Origin of the sequence: Mobiluncus mulieris (assembly GCF_014204735.1) — a bacterium.
Taxonomy (GTDB): domain Bacteria; phylum Actinomycetota; class Actinomycetes; order Actinomycetales; family Actinomycetaceae; genus Mobiluncus; species Mobiluncus mulieris.
Window position 1 is genome coordinate 1,480,894 of the sequence record NZ_JACHMA010000001.1, and the last position, 16,824, is coordinate 1,497,717.

Genomic DNA, 16,824 nt, shown 5'->3' on the forward strand with positions numbered 1-16,824 from the left:
GCGGAAAGGCACCTCATGCGTAGACGTATCCTTTTGGCAATGACTCTGGTGGCGGCGCTAGCCCTGGTGTTGTCCTACCTGGGGGTGATTGCGTTTTTCTATCAGCAAAATCGCACGATTTTCCACGATACCCTGCGGGACAAAAGCGAATTGTTGGCGCTGGGGTTGAACGGGCAAGACCCGCACCATCGGCTGGCGGTGCTACGGGATTATCAACATGTAAATCCACGAACCCGCACCACTTTGATAGGGGTGGACGGGCGAGTGCTTTTTGACAGCGAATTCGACCCCTCGCACATGGAAAACCACAATAACCGCCCGGAGGTGCGCCGGGCGCGCGCTGACCAACATGGGGCTTCCACCCGAGAGTCGGTGACTTTAAACCAAGATATGTCGTATTATGCCAAGGCACTGTCGGATGGGACAGTAATTCGCGTGGCGAAAACCGAAGACACGGTTTATGCTACTTTACTGGCGGGTCTGCCGGTGTTGATTGGGATTGCGCTGGTGGTGTTCGGGCTGGCGCTGCTGGTGGCGAAACAGCAAGCGCAGGTTCTGATTGCCCCGTTGCACACCATAGATTTGAATCATCCTTTACAGTCAGACCACCCTACGTATCCCGAGTTATTGCCACTATTGGAACGCCTGGAGGAAAAAAACCACGACAAGGAGCTGGCGGTGAAAACCCGGCGCGAGTTCTCGGCCAATGTGTCCCACGAGTTGAAAACCCCGTTGACCTCGATTTCCGGATACGCCGAGATTATTCGTAACGGGCTGGTGTTGCCTGAAGACATTCCGGGTTTCGCTAATCGGATTCAACAAGAGGCAACCCGGTTGCTGACTTTGATTAGCGACATTATGGATTTGTCGCGTCTGGACGAGGGGTTTTTGCCTGACGATGCCACCGACGTCGATATTTTCGAGATTTGCAAGGATGTGGTGTCGCGTCTGCAACCGCGTGCCATGGAGTTATTTGTGGCTTTGAGCTTGTCAGGGACGCATGCTTCTGCCCGAGGGGTTGCGCTGCTGTTGAACGAAATGGTGTTTAACCTGGTGGAAAACGCCGTGAAGTACAACCACGAAGGCGGCTACGTCAAGGTGTGGGTGGGCTTGGTAGATGGGTGTACCCAGTTGAAAGTAGCGGATGACGGCATCGGGATTCCGGTTGCGGATCAGGAACGGATTTTCGAGCGTTTCTATCGGGTGGACAAGTCGCATTCTAAAGAAACCGGCGGCACCGGCCTGGGTCTTTCGATTGTGAAACACACCGCCATGCTGCACCAGGCCGAAATTACCGTGGAGTCCGAGGTGGGCTCGGGCACTCGCATCGAAGTCACTTTCCCGGCGGCGTCTTCCCGGGGTGGCGCCCCGGGCACAACCCGCTCGTTTACCCCGGATTCCCCCGAAGCTTTCGGCTCCGCCCAGTCCCCAGAGTTCTCTTACGCCGATTCCTTGGATTCGTCAGCTGCGCAATCCTCCCCCATAACCGCTGAACCCGAAGATTCCTTTGATGATGACGATGACGAGTGGTGAGAGACGCGATTCTTGTCTTCACCGCCTCGGTCAGGATTCGGCTTAGTGGACAAAAGTGTTGATTTTGAGTTTTTAGTAGTCGTATCGGTTTTTCAAACCACTCACCCCGGGGAATGAGAACATTCAATATGTCGAACATGTTATGCAGGCCACTGCCACGAAACTGGCCATCCCCACGACCCGAACCAGCGTCGAAATTCTCGGTGGGCAACTGAACCAATCCGGGTTTTCCCTCCGCTTTGAAGCTGGTAGAAGTTGCCTCCACCGCAGCCCGTCTCGCCACGAACACCCCCATAATTTTAGGTGGTTTTTGGGTAGTTTTAACCCCAATTTCGCAACCCTGAATACGCTCTGACCTGCGGTTTTGTCTGTCCGGTGGAGCATAGGGGATTCGAACCCCTGACCTCTTCCATGCCATGGAAGCGCGCTACCAACTGCGCCAATGCCCCGAAGTGCTCAACCAGTATATAGACTAAACCACAAACCAAGCAAATTGCGACAGACATACGAAGTTTGAGCCTTAAACTGAGAGTATGTCTTGGTGGATTGGCATGCTGGGATTAGCACTTGCGGGCTCTTTAAGCCTCAACATTTGGTTGTGGCACCATCTGCGCCGCAACCGCCGCGAAATCACCATGCTGCGACAGGTATCAAATCGACCACTAGCCGCGCCTAATGTACTGACTCACGAAATTCGCACTCCCCTATCACTGATTGTCGGCGCAGCAGAGCTCCTCGACGGTGAGGATGCCGGCCCCCTAACCCCGACACAGCAACAGTTCGTAGACATCATCATGTCAAACAGCAAAATCGTAATCGACATGGCCGAAGACTTCCTGTATTCCGCCCGGCTCCAAGCCCAACTATTTGAACTGCATCTACAACGTTTTGACTGCCGCATCATGGCTCAAGAAATCCTCGAAGAAATCCGCAAAGTCCATTCCACCGCTATCAGTCTGGACACCGATACCGCCCCGATATGGCTAGAAGGAGATCAGAAACTGCTAAAGCAAGCCCTGTGGAACCTCATTAATAACGCCCTGCGACACGGCGGAAACGCTACAGCTATCCGGTTGCGCGTGTCAAAAACCGACACCGGCGTGTTCTTTTCCGTAACCGACAGCGGAAAAGGCTTACAACTGCAAAACCTAACCGACTTGTTCACACCCTTTAAAATTTCGTCAACAGCCAGCAACAGCGTTGGTTTAGGACTGAGCATCACCGAGAAAATCGTGGCTCTACACGGAGGAAAGATACTCGTCGATACAATTGACGGACACGGCACCACAATTCTGGTGTCCCTGCCAGAAAAACCACCCCTTACAAAGGAAGACCATGATGGACAATGAAGCCTTGAACACCTCGCGGGTACTGGTGGTCGACGACGAACCACAGATGCGTTCCATCGTAACCTTTGCCATGGAAACCAAGGGATTTCACACCGCGACAGCCAGCAGTGCCGCCGCAGCCTGGACAATGGTGTGTCAAGAGAAATTCGCGCTGATTATCCTGGATTTGATGCTACCGGATTATTCCGGCGTGGAACTGTGCCGAAGAATTCGATCTCGAATGGACACGCCGATAATAATGCTGACCGCCTTGGGCGAGGAAGAAGACCGCGTGCAAGGCTTGGAAGCCGGGGCTGATGATTACGTCACTAAACCATTTTCGCCTCGTGAACTAGCCCTCCGAGCTTCAGCCGTACTACGCCGTTTTAGCCCCGAGGCGCACACCCCAGAAATACTGGAAAACGGGGAACTACGCATGGATGTAAGTGCCCTAGAGCTGACATACCGCAACCAGCGCATCCCGCTGAGCGAAATCGAATCTCGACTGTGTCTCGCTTTATTGCGCCGAGCCGGCGAGGTCGTGCCCACTCGGGTTTTACTAAACGAAGTGTGGGAGTCGGCACAAATCCCGGGAGGTAAAGAAATCCTGAAAACCACGGTTTACCGCTTGCGCAAAATCTTGAACCAAGCCACCGGTTTAGACGACCTAATCCGCAATGTCAGGTATCGCGGCTACCTGATGCGTGAAATATCCCCCAGGTAACACCGTTGTTACCAAGTGTGACCCCCATCGACACTGCTTGTTACCAAGCGTGACCCAAGCTTGTTTTGCATGGAAATTGCAAAACTGTCTACACGACGAGGTGATTAAGCTAATGAGTACTGAAAATTTGGCACCAGCAGCGCCAAAGAAACGGAATTTCTTTTCCGCTCCGCCCGCGAAGCCACGGCTTAGCGACACGGAAATCGCCAAGAAATACCCCCATTTGCGCCGCCAGGTGTTCATGGGAATCTTCCTAGGGTATGCGGCTTTCTATTTGATACGTAACAACATTTCCCTGGTAGGGCCACTGTTGGGCGAAGCCTTAAACTATGACAAAGTGGCGGTGGGTATCATCGCCAACGCTGTGCTTATCAGCTATGGCCTGTCCAAATTCTTTATGGCCACCCTGTCAGACCGTTCTAATGCGCGTTATTTTCTGCCGCTAGGCCTGGCTCTCTCTGCTTTCACAAACCTATTGATTGCCCTAGCCCCTTGGGCTACCGCCTCACTGGGTATCTTCGCCACCGTCATGTTTCTCAACGGGTGGTTCCAAGGCATGGGTTGGCCTCCTTCCGGGCGTTCCCTAGTGCACTGGTTCTCCACTTCGGAACGTGGCATTATGACCGCCGTGTGGAACTGCGCCCACAATGTGGGCGGGTTCTTCGTAGGTATGATTGCGGCTTGGGGACTGCAAATCACTGGGGATCAATGGCAATCAGCGTTCTGGGCTAATGCGTTAGTTGCCCTGGTGGTGGCAGTCGTAGCCTTCCTCATGATTCGTGACACTCCCGAGTCGGAAGGCCTGCCGCCAATCGAGGAGTACCGCGATGATCCCGCCAAAGTTGAGGCCGTAGACGAGGAACTAAAGTCTCTGTCCTATTGGACGATTATTTTCCGCCATGTACTCACCGATCGAGTGGTGGTGCTTTTAGCGGTGTGCAATATTTTCGTCTACTCCATGCGTTACGGGGTTTTGAATTGGATTCCCTTCTATCTCGAAGAAAAACACCACTTGCAGCTGGCCTCCGGCATAGCCGGTTTCTCGCTCTATGAACTCTCTGGTATTGCCGGTACGTTGCTGTGTGGCATCGTGGCGGACAAGGTTTTCAAAGGCTGGCGTAGCGGCGCGGGCTTGCTGTTCCTGAGTTTGACCGGCGTGTTCATCGTTATTTATTGGTTACTGCCGGTGGGCACAAACTTCTACGTGCTGATGGCCGTGATTTCTTGTATCGGCGCGCTGATTTATGGTCCGGTAATGCTGATTGGCTTGCAAGCCATCGACCTGTCGCCACGCAATGTGGCCGGAACTGCTGCCGGTTTCACTGGTCTTTTCGGATACCTGCTAGGTGCCACCATCGCTTCTTCTGGCATGGGTGTGATTGCCCATCAACTTGGCTGGAACGCCTACTTTATAGTGCTGATTGTAGTTTCTGTGCTAGCCGTCTTGTTGATGCTCGTGATTGGTAAAAGCGAGAGGCAACTCATGAATGCCCACCAGAAGAAATACTCGAAAGAGTGATTAACTGCTAGATTCGAGTGATAATAGGGGCGCGCCTTCCAACTGGAGCGGGACGGCGCGCCCCGCCCATTTCATGGCTTGACCGCAGGAGGCTACATGGCCAAAAAACTTTCTCAACTACTGGCGGTAGTTCTTGGTGCCGCAATCCTCTCTGGCCTTGTTTTTTGGCACAACCACGCCGCCAAAGCTGGTTCTTTACAGGTGTTATGCTCCGCAGCTGCCGAGGTTTGCGAATCTTGGCGACAGGACTACCAGGCATTGACCGGCCAGCAAATCGCGATGACTCGCCTGCCAACTTATGAGGCTATCAATCGGATGCGACTGTTCAAAGAAAAACCCGAGTTTGATGTGTGGCAAGGCGGCCCCTTAGAAGGCTACGTAGAGGCACAAAATCAAGGCCTTTTACAGGCATACCAACCAAAAGACGCGGCAGCGGTGAATCCGCAGTGGCGCGACCCGAAGCATCAGTGGACTGGAATCTATCTGGGCATACTGTGTTTTTGTGTAAACACTGCAGTCTTGCAAAGACTTCAGGTGGCGCCTCCCCAAGATTGGAGTGACCTGCTGAATCCTCGGCTGCGCGCCCAGATTTCCATGTCCGCACCAACTTCATCCGGGACGGCTTTCAATATGGTGGCCACCCAGATTGAACGCTTGGGTCACGAAGACGCGGCCTTCGCTTATTTGCGAAGCTTGGACGCAAATATATTGCAATACACCAAGTCAGGCGTGGCTCCGGCAAATATAGCGGCTCGCGGAGAAGTGGCGGTTGGCCTAGCGTTTGATTCACATTGTGAAAGATCTAAAAAGACTCATGGTGCCCCGCTGCGCAGCATTTATCCCCGATCGGGAACCGGATACGAGGTAGGTGGGGTAGCTCTGGTTAAAGGTTCACAGCACCAAAAAACTGCTCGTGCCTACATTGATTACGCGGTTTCACTGCGTTCCCAGAGCCAAGCCATGCAGATTGGTATCAAACAGTATCCAACCCGCTTGGATTCGAAGCACACCCGAGAATTTCTCGCATCAAAAAAACACCTGATACATTTGAACCCCCAGCATTGGGCTGCCCAACGCGACCACCTCATTGCCCGTTACCGCAACGAAATGCGAGGAATTGAGGATGTCAATGTCCAGTGATGTTTCTGTGTTACCGCTCAGTCCTTGGTTGCGCTTGTGGACTTGGGTTTCCGTGGTCTTGGGGCTGTTAACCACGTCGGTACCGCTATTGTTTATGGCTACGAAAATCTTTTCCATGAGTGGATTCTCGGCTTTAAAGGCTATAGCTTTATCGGCGTCTGGACACAGGCTCATTATTAACACCATAGCATTAGCGTTGATGGTGGCTGTTATAGGGACATTTCTGGGGGCAACAACAGCCTTGGCTATTACGGTTTTACCTTTGCCCGGAAAAATCTGGTGGCATAGAGGCTTACTGTTTCCTTCCTTGCTGGGTCCTTTTATTATTCCGGTAATCCTGATTGTATCAATCGGGCGTTCTGGAATACTCTTCAGTGGTTTCTTTTTGTTCGGTTTTGATTTGTATGGTTTCTGGGGTATTTCCCTGTGTCAAATCATCAGTCTGACTCCGACCGCCTATTTGATAACCTTATCCGCGTTGCGTACCATAAATCCACAGCTGCTCACCGGAGTTGCCACTTTAGGGGTTTCTAACTTCCAGATTATGCGATCCGTGGTTTTCCCGGTGGTGCGCCAACCCATCAGGCAAGCTTTCATGATTCTAATGGTGGAATCGGCAGCAGACTTAGCCACCCCATTAGTGCTGGGTGGAAAATATCGCGTGTTGACAGCCGCCTTATATTCCCAGGCGGTCTCTGCCAACAGCCTGGAAACCGCGAGTGTCTACGCGTTGATTCTCGCCACATTTAGTCTTGGCATAATCCTGTTAACCAGGTCTTTCACTCCCCCACTGGCCGCCTTTTACAGCTCCGGATGGTTTTCCAATCAAACATGGCGATCCTGTCTGACCCCAGTTGAACCCCTCGCCCTTGTTTTGATTGGCATCGCTGTAGGTCAATCATTAATCGGGTGGGTGGTAACCGCAGCCCTTGGCGCTATGATTTTGCATACCACGTGGCTATGGTTACATCAGCCGATTACGGGTACCATTTCCGCAGTTTCATTAGTTGCCCCTCTGAGTAACTCCTTTTTACTGGCAACCATAGCCGTTCCTCTGATTGCGTTCTTGGCTCTAGGCATTTCCTTAGCCAGGCCACAAAAATGCGTACCTAGAATTTTCTATGGTATAACTCGATTGTCTTTGCAACTGCCGAGCAGTGTACTGACTTTCGCCCTCCTGTGCGCTTTTGCCCGCCCTTGGCGTTGGGGTGATTACCAGCTAATGCCAACCTTGGTGGGTGGCACCTCATGGGGGCAAGGCGCAATAGCAATTGTTATCGCTTATACCCTGCGTTGTTTGAATCTGGCAATAAATATTATTGAGATTGATTTACGCCGTATCAACCCGCTGTGGTGGGAAATCACCAGCACCTTAGGCATCAGACAGGATCGTCAACAAAACGAGATTCTCGTCCCCAACTTGAAGGTCTCTATAATTAAAGCCACCGGTTTAAGCTTTTTAACTGTGCTTTCCAGCTTATCCACGGTGGCGTTTCTACCCTCTACCAGTTGGGAGGTTTTAACCATGTCGATGCTGGCGCAGATGGATGGGGCGAACTATGGGCACTTGTTCCTTTCCAGTGCGATTTTATTCCTGATTACTGCCGGTTCCCAAGTACTCAGTGCCCACTTTCGACGCCGCCAACATCGGGCTATCGGGGCAGTAGCAATTCCGGGAGGCACCTCATGATTGAAAAAAGTACCGGGGAACTTCACCTCAACAAAGTAAAGAAAATCCTTGGCAGCGGCGAAAAATCCGTCTCTATAACCATCGACAGTCTCGATGTTAACGCCGGTAGCATGGTGACTATTGTCGGGGATTCTGGCAGCGGGAAAACCACTTTACTGCGGTTAATCGCGGGGCTGGAAAACCCGGATGCCGGCACTATTATCGTTGATGGGCGTGACTACTGTGGAATTCCCTCGGCGCAGCGCGACACTCCGTATATTCCACACGAGAATTCCTTGCTGCCACATTTAACCGTGGCGCAAAACGTGGCATTTCCCCTAGGCACCAAAGCAGTGGAACACGTGGAACAGCAGCGCGTCGAGGTCCTGTTGACCACTATGAACCTGGTGGGAATCAGTGACCGATTCCCAGCCGAATTATCGGCGGGTCAATCCCAGCGAGTGGCAATCGCCCGCGCTTTGGTGCTGCACCCTCGGTTGCTCCTACTCGACGAACCCACCGCTAATCTAGATCCCAGCACGCGAGAACAGGTACGACGCGACATCAAGGATGCGCAACGCCGCCGGGGTATGAGTGTTTTGTTAGTTACGCACGACCCGCAAGAAGCAATGGCTCTGGGCGAAAAAATCCTGGTTATGCACCGGGGGCACATCGAAGGGGTGGGGCGACCCCAAGATATGTATTTGCGCCCAACCTCGGTGGTTTGCGCCCGTGCTTTGGGCGATATTAATCTGTTGTCCTGCGCGATTAGCGCGGTTACCGCCGGGAGCTATCAGGTAAATGTTTTGGGGAAAACCGTATGGGTTTCAGGTTTAGTTCCCACTGGCACCACCAAGGCGCAGCTGCTGGTGCGACCCGAACACTTGCGTTTTGAGAGTAAGTTCAAAAACCGCGAAACCCAGGTTCACGCTAACATAGCGGTGGTGTTGGAAACCGAATTCTGCGGAGCAAACCGTAATTTTTTGGTGGAAACCATTCACGGCACCCTGAAAATCCGCGCCGACGCCGCACAGTTTCCTTTTGGCCCCAGAGATTTCGTGGCCTTGGATTTCAATGCCCAAGACGCTTGGTTACTGCCATAATCTGGCTTAGGGACGCATCCGGGCAAGCACCTCGTGAAACCGAAAAAACGCACGGCGCCACCGTAGCCACAACACCGTCGCACCCTGATGCCACCGATTACGGCCGCAACCGAGTGTCCGAGGCACCCAGGTTGTATCCGCGCACCCGCCAACCGGGGTGACGCGACGTGGTCTCCAGCCTAGCCCAGTGACAGTTATCCATACCGTGAAACCCAAACCAATCCCGGCAATCCAACCCCAAAAGCGTGGTCACTGCCTGGGTGCAGGCCGACCCGTGCGAAACCACCAGCATCGTCTGTCCTGCTGACAAGTCCGCTGCGAAATCCCGGCACGCCTGGCTCAGGCGCTCCCCCACCGCGCGCCGCGATTCCACCCCCGTACGCACGGAATCCGGGTCGCCCCAATCCCGCCACGAGGTGAAATCATCGGGCCAACCCGCCTTGATTTCCTCGCCGGTCAAGCCTTCCCACTGGCCAAAACCCCGTTCTTGCAGGCGAGCGTCGGTTTCCACCGGTAAACCCAGCAGTTTCGCGGCACACTGCGCCGTAGCGACAGCGCGTCCCAGCGGCGAAGACACAATGCGCACAATCGGTTCTGTGGCCAGCTGCGCGGCCGCTGCCTCGGCTTGCGCCACGCCGGTGGCGTTCAACGGAATGTCAATCTGACCTTGGATACGCAAGGCAGCGTTGTAATCGGTTTGACCGTGGCGCCACAGCAACAAGGTTTTCGCCGTATTTTCCATCGCTTTCCCCGTTTCAGTATTTATTGGCCAGAAAATCCAGGGGGGATATCGGTTGCGTTGTCTTTGCGGTTGCGGTTGCGGTTGCGGATTCATGAGGTGATTGCCCCAAATTCGCGTGTGGCGTAACGGTGGCGGGCTCATCTGGATCCGGAATCGGCACTACCGGAGCGTCAGCCCACAATCTTTCTAAAGCATAGAATTGTCGGTCGGATTCGTGCTGGACATGCACCACTATTTCACCATAGTCCAACAACACCCACCGGCATTCCTGGAATCCTTCCCGACGCGCCAGCCGCACCCCGTGGCGACTCATGGTTTCATCCACGGCCTCTACGATGGCACGAACCTGACGCTCATTATTCCCACTTGCTAATATAAAAATATCCGTCAACGCCAGGCGGGCGGATACATCCAGGGCAATAACCTCGGTAGCCTTCTTAGACTTAGCCGCAAGACCAGCCAGTATAGCGAGTTGTATTGCTTGAGAATCGGCGCTCATACCCCTCCTGTATGATATATTGAAAAATGTTGATACTCCGAGTTTTTGTTAATATACAAAAGTTTTTCGACTGGGAAGGTTTCCCCTACCGCAGCAAAGACCTGAGGGCTGAACCCACTGGCAGACTTTTGAGAAGCGGAACGATCCAAGGCGAAAATCAGCAATACCACAACCAAAACCGTTACCAACACTACCAAAGCCCAGCGGGCGGCCTGACCCACCATCAGAATAGTTTCACCCCACCGCCCGGATTTACGAATCAAGCGTTCGGTAAAAGTCTCTTCGAATTCATCCCAGTCAATATCTTCGATTTCCTCGTCGCTCAGCTCGCTGCCAAAGCGTTCGGCCTGGGACTTTAAAGCCTCAATTTCGGCTTGATGCGAGGCTTCCTCGGCTTCTTTGAGCTCCTGAATCTGGCGAGCCTCGATATTCTCCAGGGCTTCACGCCGCGAAGAACGAGTCTGTTGCGCCCCCCAAGCCCCCCGCAGAGGCATGGGCATCCCATAGCCATAAGGAGCCCGCGGACGTCCCCACCCATAGGGACCGGCGGGTGGAAAACCCGGGCGACCCATCATGCCGGGCATCCCGGGCATCGGCATCCCCGGCATTCCAGGCATTCCGGGCATCGGCATCCCTGGCGCCCCGGGGCGACCCATCATGCCCGGCATCCCCGGCATCGGCATCCCCGGCATTCCAGGCATTCCAGGCATAGCCGGGTAACGCCCCATACCGGAAACTCCCGGGGTGGGAGGAATCCCTTGCATACCTGGATAAACAGGGTTTTGCGCTGGCATCTCGGGTCGTTGCAACGCAAATCCGTTCTTGGCTAAATCGGGTTGCGGCTTCGACCCGGGCGACTGGGGTGCGGATTCCCCCGCAAAGGCCGGGTTTTGTGTCTGGGGATGGACAATCTGACCGGCACGAGGCCGCGCCTCGGTTTCGAGCAAATCAACGACATCCTGGCTTGGTTCGGGCTGCCGGGACACGGCTGTGGCCCCCCCACCCGGTCGCGTGGCTGGCGACATCGACTGCCCCGGTGGATGTCCCTGAGCCTGCCGTGGCAAAGCCGGATTCGAACCGGGCTGCGAGGATGGCTGCCGTCCCGGCTGCGCCTTGACTGCTGGTGATGGGGTCGGCGAAAACTGTGTTCCCGGGGATTGCGCCGGCCGAGGACGTGGTGATTCGGGTTGCTGTTGCCCTGACTGCGTGGCCTTCTGGGCAGGTCGCCCGCCGTTACTGGGCGGCTGCCCTGGGTTTCCAGGCTGTCCTGGGTGTCCAGGTTTCGCCGCCGATGCCCCCATTGGCACCATCTTAGGCGCCGTTTTAGAAGCCCCCGCTGGTACAGTGGCCGCGTTTGGCGCCCCCTGAGATACCCCGTTTGGTGCCAGCTTAGAAGCTGCGCCACGCGCCGCGTTTGGCGCCTCGGATTGCTTCTGTCCAGCGGGAGGAAACTGCCGCGACCCTCCCGCTGATACTGGACGCGGCTGCCCCGCCACCTGTGCCGATGCAGTGGGTGATGCAGTGGGTGGGTGGGCTGGAGTGGTTGGCGGCGCAAGTCTATTGGAGTTCCCACCCGCAGCCTTGCCCTTCACGGGAGTCATTCCCGGCACTGGCACTGGACTCGGAGGGCGCTTGACCGGCGCGGTCGGATTCGCCGTGGCACCGCCTAGCTTCGGTGTTGCGGCGGGGCGCAACACCGGTCGCGCAGAACCGCTTGTTTTCATGTCAGTTACCAAAGGGGTGGGATGGGATTTACTGCCGGTTCGCGCGTCGGTTACAATGGGCACCCCGATTGCACCCGGTTTCGCCTGTAGCGACGCAGGTTTCACGGGTGACGCAGGTTTCGCAACTTGCGCGGGTTTCGGGTTCCCCCCGGGGGCATGAGGTGCGGGTCCGGAACTGGGCGTAACCACAGGAATCATCCCGGTAGTAGATGGCGGTATCGGCGCCCCGGGAGAATGCAGCTGGGATATCTGGGTGGCGGGACGGCTTGGAGGAACCGGAACGGCGGGTTTATCGGGAATTATCGGCTTGTTTCCCTGTACCACCACGGGTTCTACCCCTGGCAAGGCCGGTCCGGCATTGCTCTGGGCTTTGGCTTTGCCAATAACCGGAATCATCCCAGTCATCGTGCCGGTTGCGTCCACGGCTCGCACCGCATGGGCGGTTTGGGGAACACGCAAACCAGGAACACCCTCGCCAGACAGCACTTGACCAGGCTTGGGTGCGTTAACCCCCAAGCCTGGAGCTTTAATCGTGCCTCGCGGCGAACCGGTATTCTCTGTACTCACCATCCCCCTATCACTTAGGCGCTTCTTCCCTAAATTTTAGGATACCAGCATTTTCACAATCTTCCGCAGTCTTCGCGCTGCTTACAAGGAAATCGGAATCCTGGTAAAGGCCATACTTGGCAATGTATTGCACCACCCCATCCGGCACCAGATACCACACTGGCTGATGTGATTTTACCCTAGAGCGACAATCCGTAGAGCTAATTGCCATGGCAGGTACTTCTACCAAGGAAACCCGTTGCGCCGGCAAGCTGCCCGAATCAAAGACTACCCCCGGCCGGGTCACCCCCACGAAGTGCGCCAATTCGAACAGTTTATCAACATCTTTCCACTTCATGATATCCGCAATAGCATCGGCTCCGGTGATAAAAAACAGCTCGGAATTTTGATAGATACCGTGTAAATCCCGCAAGGTGTCAATCGTGTAGGTGGTGGTACCACGTTCGATATCAACCCGTGAAACAGAAAACTTGGGGTTAGAAGCCGTGGCAATAACCACCATTAGGTAGCGGTGTTCAGCCGGGGTAACGGCGCGACCGAGTTTAAAGGGCTGCATAAAGGTAGGGACGAAAATGACTTCATCCAGACCGAAAACCGCTTGTACTTCCGAGGCCGCCACCAAGTGTCCGTGATGTATCGGGTCAAAAGTGCCGCCCATTACCCCGATACGCCGCACTCGGTGCCGAGACCCAGACCACAGTCCCGCGTCATGGCGTGTTTCCATGGTGACCTTCTTTGTTCGGGCTGTGTCCAATTAACTTCAAGTATACCGACATAAGTTCCCCTCGTGTCACTTGTCTATAAACCAGCTGAATCGCCCCCCGGGGCGTCAGTGTTGAAACTGCCGGCCGCTCGAAAAAAGGTCACGAGTGGCCGGTATTGCGCCAGAACCACCAGGTAAACCCCGAATGCAGTGCCGAAAAATGTCTCCCAGGCCAGGACTTGCCACAGCGAATCTGGCTGGAGCCACACTATGATTATCGGCGCGACCGCCATTAACACTCCCACTAGGGAACGCGGCAAGTGGCACAGCGACAACAGTAATGCCGCACGCAAGTATGTCCACAGCTCGCGGCGGCCTAGTTGCTGAGAGTGTCGTTGGTTGTGTTGGGGGTTACGTTGGGGGTTACGTTGGGGGTTACGTTGGGGTGGTGCCCCGTTGCTCTCAGCTCGAGGTTCATGAGGTGCCAGCGGGTTTCCCCCGCGCATTGCTAACATCGCCCACATCCACTGGTTCACGATTATGACCAGGAACACCGCGAGGCACAACAGCGCCCCCCAGGCTATTCTTAAACCCGGAATCCCGAGGTGTGCTAAAACAAACGATTCCCACAATACCAAGCTCGTAAACAGTAAATCCGCCAGCCACAAACCACTGGCCACCAGCCAATTCGCCCTGATGATTTCCCACAAGCCCCGCCAGGTGAAATCCCCGTCACGCACCAGGCAAGCCCCTAATGAAAACAACAACAACCAAGACAACCCACCCGGCAGCACCACAGCAAACCCCACTGCCGCCAAAAGATTCGCCGCAAACAGCGACACCACCCAAGAAAGCGCCTGGTAGAGCCGAGAATCCGGGGAAAACAGCCCCCCCGAAGCGGTGACACCACCAGAGTGCGATTCCACCGTAATATCATCCCCCCAAACCTGACCCGGGGAATCTGCGGTTCCGGCACCGTCCCGTCCCATCGGCATCTACCTAGTTCTTTCCAGGAGACACCCGAGCCACCGAGCCTCTCTCGACCAAGGATCCCGGCACAATCACATGTTGGGGACTATCCCCCGCCAACTGGGAAAACAACATATCACAAGTGATTTCAGCAATCTTTTCCACCGGCTGTTCAATAGTGGTCAAACTGGGATACACAAACTTACCCGCTGGGATTCCGTCAAAACCGACAATGGATAAATCCCGGGGCACCTCGCGCCCCGACTCACGGGCGGCGCGCAAAGCCCCAATAGCCAAAACATCAGCAATAGCGAAAATCGCGGTTACCTCGGGGCATTGCGCCAACAAATCCCGGGTCATCTCGTAGCCACTCTCGAAAGAATACGGCTCGTCGGCGGTGGCATCAAAGGAACGCACCCAACCGGGCTGCGGCTCTAAGCCTAGACGACGCATCGCCTCAAGATATCCTGACAAACGCAACGAACCTATGGAATTATCCAAGGAATCCGATCCCAACAACGCGATGCGGCGGTGTCCCAACCCATAGAGATAGTCAACGACCCGCCCCGCCTCCCCCCGGTCGTCAATCGACACCGAGGCGTAACGCTCCCGATACGCGCTGTCCATCCAGCTGACCGTGGAAACCACAAAAGGCACCCGCAGTTTTTCCATGTCGGCGGCGCGATGTTCGTACTGAGCACCCAAAAACACCACCCCCGACACGGATTCTTCGTTCACGATTTTCACGGCTTCGCTTAGCTCGTCACTCCAGTGGGGCACCGACACGATGCTCATCAAATACTCGTGGGCGCGAATCTCGCGTTCCATCCGCCCCAAAATTTTGGCGAAAAGAGGGTTATCCAAGCCCTTAATCACCACTGCTATCGAGCGGTTAAAAGACAGCTTCAAGAACCGTGCATGCCGATTCGGGCGGTACCCCAAAGAATCCGCGATATCTTGGATACGCTGGCGGGTTTTATCGGAGACCCCTTCCTGACCGTTTAACGCCCGGGACACCGTCACGATTCCAACTCGGGCTTGTTTAGCCACATCTTTGATATTGACGCGCTGTGCTGGCATTTGTGTTTCTCCCGATGATTATGTTTGCCTCTACTCACTATAGCGCCCCGATATCCTTGTTAGCTGGTCAATAAACGTCCAAGGTATTGCGCCCAACGTGGTTTCGTCAAGCTTCCATTCCCAGTTACCGTTCGCCACCGAAGGCGTATTAATCCGCCCCTCAGAACCCAATCCCAGATAGTCCGCCACCGGAATAATGCAGGTATCCGCCACCGAAGTCATCGCCAAGGTAAGGAAACACCGGGGCAAATCAGCCAGGGCGGTGTCCTGGGCGGCACAGTAAACCCGAGCCAGCTCCTGGTCTGCCGAGGACAGGGAATCAAACCACCCTCGCAAGGTATCGTTGTCATGAGTCCCGGTGTAAACCACGGCATTTCGAGGCATCTCGTAGGGCCAATAATTCGCGGGTTCCCGGGAATCAAAGGCAAACTGAATCAGCTGAATTCCCGGTTTCCCGGTGGCTTCACGTAGCTGGCGAACTTCCTCGGTCATGTATCCCAAGTCCTCTAACACCAGCGGTAAATCGCCCAGTTCCGCTTCCATGGCCTGGAAGAACTCCAGTCCAGGACCGGGCTCCCAATGCCCTGCCCCAGCGGTTTTCGCCCCCGTAGGCACCGCAAAGTACGATTCCAAACCCCGGAAATGGTCGACACGCAACAAGTCCACGCGCCGCAACTGCACCCGCAGGCGTTCCTTCCACCAGGCAAAGTCCTCGCGGCGATGTGCCGGCCAATCATAGAGCGGATTGCCCCAAATCTGGCCGGTGGCAGAAAACCCGTCCGGCGGCACCCCCGCCACATTAGACGGCAATTTGTCCGCCCCTAGTTGGAACAGTTCGGGATTCACCCAAGTATCCACCGAATCCAAAGACACGTATATCGGGATGTCACCTAGGATTTGTATCCCCTGGGAGCTCGCGTATTGGTGTAAATCCTCCCACTGGCTTTCGAAAACCCATTGAGAAAATAGGTGGAATTCAATCTCTTTGGCCAGCTCACGTCGGGCTCGTTCCAGAGCCTCAGGTTGGCGGTTACGGAACTCTTGGGGCCATTCCAGCCACGACACGCCCCCGAAATGGGTTTTGAGCGCCATGAACAACGCATAGTCCGTCACCCAGGGATTCGCCTCATGAAACGCCACAAAATCGGGACTTTCCACCCACTTCCCCGCTCGAGCACACGCCAAGTGGAGCACTTTGCGCGAGGACTGCTCCACTTTGGCATAGTTCACTCGATTGGGAACGTCACCCCAGTCCAAGGATTCGATTTCATGAGGCGCCAGCCAATTCTTGGCGACTAATGAATTCAAATCAATGAACCAGGGATTCCCCGCATTAGTAGAGTGACTCGAATACGGCGAAGCACCGTAGCCGGGGGGACACAGTGGCAGAATCTGCCAAATCCGCTGCCCCGCCGCCGCGAGACGGTCAATAAAACCCCGCGCCTCTTGACCAATCGTTCCAATCCCATAAGATCCCGGCAGGGAAAACACCGGGAGCAACACTCCCGCACAACGCGAACCCAT

The 16,824-nt window shown here is 55.0% G+C and carries 14 protein-coding genes and 1 tRNA gene; 7 read left to right on the plus strand and 8 right to left on the minus strand.

Going from position 1 to position 16,824, the window contains the following annotated elements; translation table 11 throughout:
- The first annotated feature begins 15 nt into the window (after nucleotides 1-15).
- Nucleotides 16-1,533 carry a sensor histidine kinase gene (locus F4555_RS06735; RefSeq protein ID WP_115325912.1) on the plus strand — a complete coding sequence of 506 codons (1,518 nt, stop codon included), beginning with the start codon at nucleotides 16-18 and terminating at the stop codon, nucleotides 1,531-1,533.
- A 376-nt stretch (nucleotides 1,534-1,909) separates the two neighbouring features.
- Here the strand turns inward: F4555_RS06735 and F4555_RS06740 are convergent.
- Nucleotides 1,910-1,982: transfer RNA gene (locus F4555_RS06740), tRNA-Ala, on the minus strand.
- 84 nt (nucleotides 1,983-2,066) lie between these two features.
- Between F4555_RS06740 and F4555_RS06745 the strand changes: the two genes are divergently transcribed.
- The 6 genes from F4555_RS06745 to ccmA all read left to right on the plus strand — a co-directional run bounded on the left by F4555_RS06745 (nucleotide 2,067) and on the right by ccmA (nucleotide 9,016).
- A complete protein-coding gene (locus F4555_RS06745) occupies nucleotides 2,067-2,882 on the plus strand; it encodes a sensor histidine kinase (RefSeq protein ID WP_004011896.1) in 816 nt (271 codons plus the stop codon).
- Nucleotides 2,869-3,585 (plus strand): response regulator, encoded by a 717-nt coding sequence (locus F4555_RS06750; protein WP_115325911.1) that lies wholly within the window; start codon nucleotides 2,869-2,871, stop codon nucleotides 3,583-3,585. The genes F4555_RS06745 and F4555_RS06750 overlap by 14 nt, the downstream gene beginning before the upstream one ends.
- 112 nt (nucleotides 3,586-3,697) lie before the next feature.
- Nucleotides 3,698-5,104, plus strand: coding sequence for an MFS transporter (locus F4555_RS06755; protein ID WP_115325910.1), 1,407 nt, complete (start codon nucleotides 3,698-3,700; stop codon nucleotides 5,102-5,104).
- A gap of 96 nt (nucleotides 5,105-5,200) precedes the next feature.
- Nucleotides 5,201-6,244 carry an ABC transporter substrate-binding protein gene (locus F4555_RS06760; protein WP_103759183.1) on the plus strand — a complete coding sequence of 348 codons (1,044 nt, stop codon included), beginning with the start codon at nucleotides 5,201-5,203 and terminating at the stop codon, nucleotides 6,242-6,244.
- A complete protein-coding gene (locus F4555_RS06765; protein WP_260399991.1) occupies nucleotides 6,228-7,934 on the plus strand; it encodes an ABC transporter permease in 1,707 nt (568 codons plus the stop codon). Before F4555_RS06760 ends, F4555_RS06765 begins: the two co-directional genes overlap by 17 nt.
- On the plus strand, nucleotides 7,931-9,016 hold the full coding sequence (gene ccmA / locus F4555_RS06770) for a heme ABC exporter ATP-binding protein CcmA (protein WP_103759184.1): 1,086 nt from the start codon (nucleotides 7,931-7,933) through the stop codon (nucleotides 9,014-9,016). Before F4555_RS06765 ends, ccmA begins: the two co-directional genes overlap by 4 nt.
- Before the next feature lie 97 nt (nucleotides 9,017-9,113).
- On the opposite strand, the gene F4555_RS06775 is transcribed toward ccmA, so the two are convergent.
- The 7 genes from F4555_RS06775 to malQ all read right to left on the minus strand — a co-directional run bounded on the left by F4555_RS06775 (nucleotide 9,114) and on the right by malQ (nucleotide 16,824).
- Nucleotides 9,114-9,758, minus strand: coding sequence for a histidine phosphatase family protein (locus F4555_RS06775; protein WP_004014325.1), 645 nt, complete (start codon nucleotides 9,756-9,758; stop codon nucleotides 9,114-9,116).
- Nucleotides 9,759-9,771: 13 nt separating this feature from the next.
- Nucleotides 9,772-10,257, minus strand: coding sequence for a ribosome silencing factor (gene rsfS / locus F4555_RS06780; protein ID WP_004018516.1), 486 nt, complete (start codon nucleotides 10,255-10,257; stop codon nucleotides 9,772-9,774).
- The gene (locus F4555_RS11240; protein ID WP_255312881.1) at nucleotides 10,254-12,551 is read right to left on the minus strand and encodes a hypothetical protein; all 2,298 of its coding nucleotides are present in this window, start codon (nucleotides 12,549-12,551) and stop codon (nucleotides 10,254-10,256) included. The genes rsfS and F4555_RS11240 overlap by 4 nt, the downstream gene beginning before the upstream one ends.
- 7 nt (nucleotides 12,552-12,558) lie before the next feature.
- On the minus strand, nucleotides 12,559-13,272 hold the full coding sequence (gene nadD, locus F4555_RS06790; RefSeq protein ID WP_004014328.1) for a nicotinate-nucleotide adenylyltransferase: 714 nt from the start codon (nucleotides 13,270-13,272) through the stop codon (nucleotides 12,559-12,561).
- Between the two features lie 74 nt (nucleotides 13,273-13,346).
- Nucleotides 13,347-14,240, minus strand: a complete 894-nt coding sequence (locus tag F4555_RS06795; RefSeq protein ID WP_249262479.1) for a hypothetical protein — start codon at nucleotides 14,238-14,240, stop codon at nucleotides 13,347-13,349.
- 10 nt (nucleotides 14,241-14,250) lie between these two features.
- The gene (locus F4555_RS06800) at nucleotides 14,251-15,300 is read right to left on the minus strand and encodes a LacI family DNA-binding transcriptional regulator (protein ID WP_004014330.1); all 1,050 of its coding nucleotides are present in this window, start codon (nucleotides 15,298-15,300) and stop codon (nucleotides 14,251-14,253) included.
- Nucleotides 15,301-15,330: 30 nt separating this feature from the next.
- Complete coding sequence (gene malQ / locus F4555_RS06805; protein ID WP_115325908.1) at nucleotides 15,331-16,824, minus strand: 4-alpha-glucanotransferase; 1,494 nt, start codon at nucleotides 16,822-16,824, stop codon at nucleotides 15,331-15,333.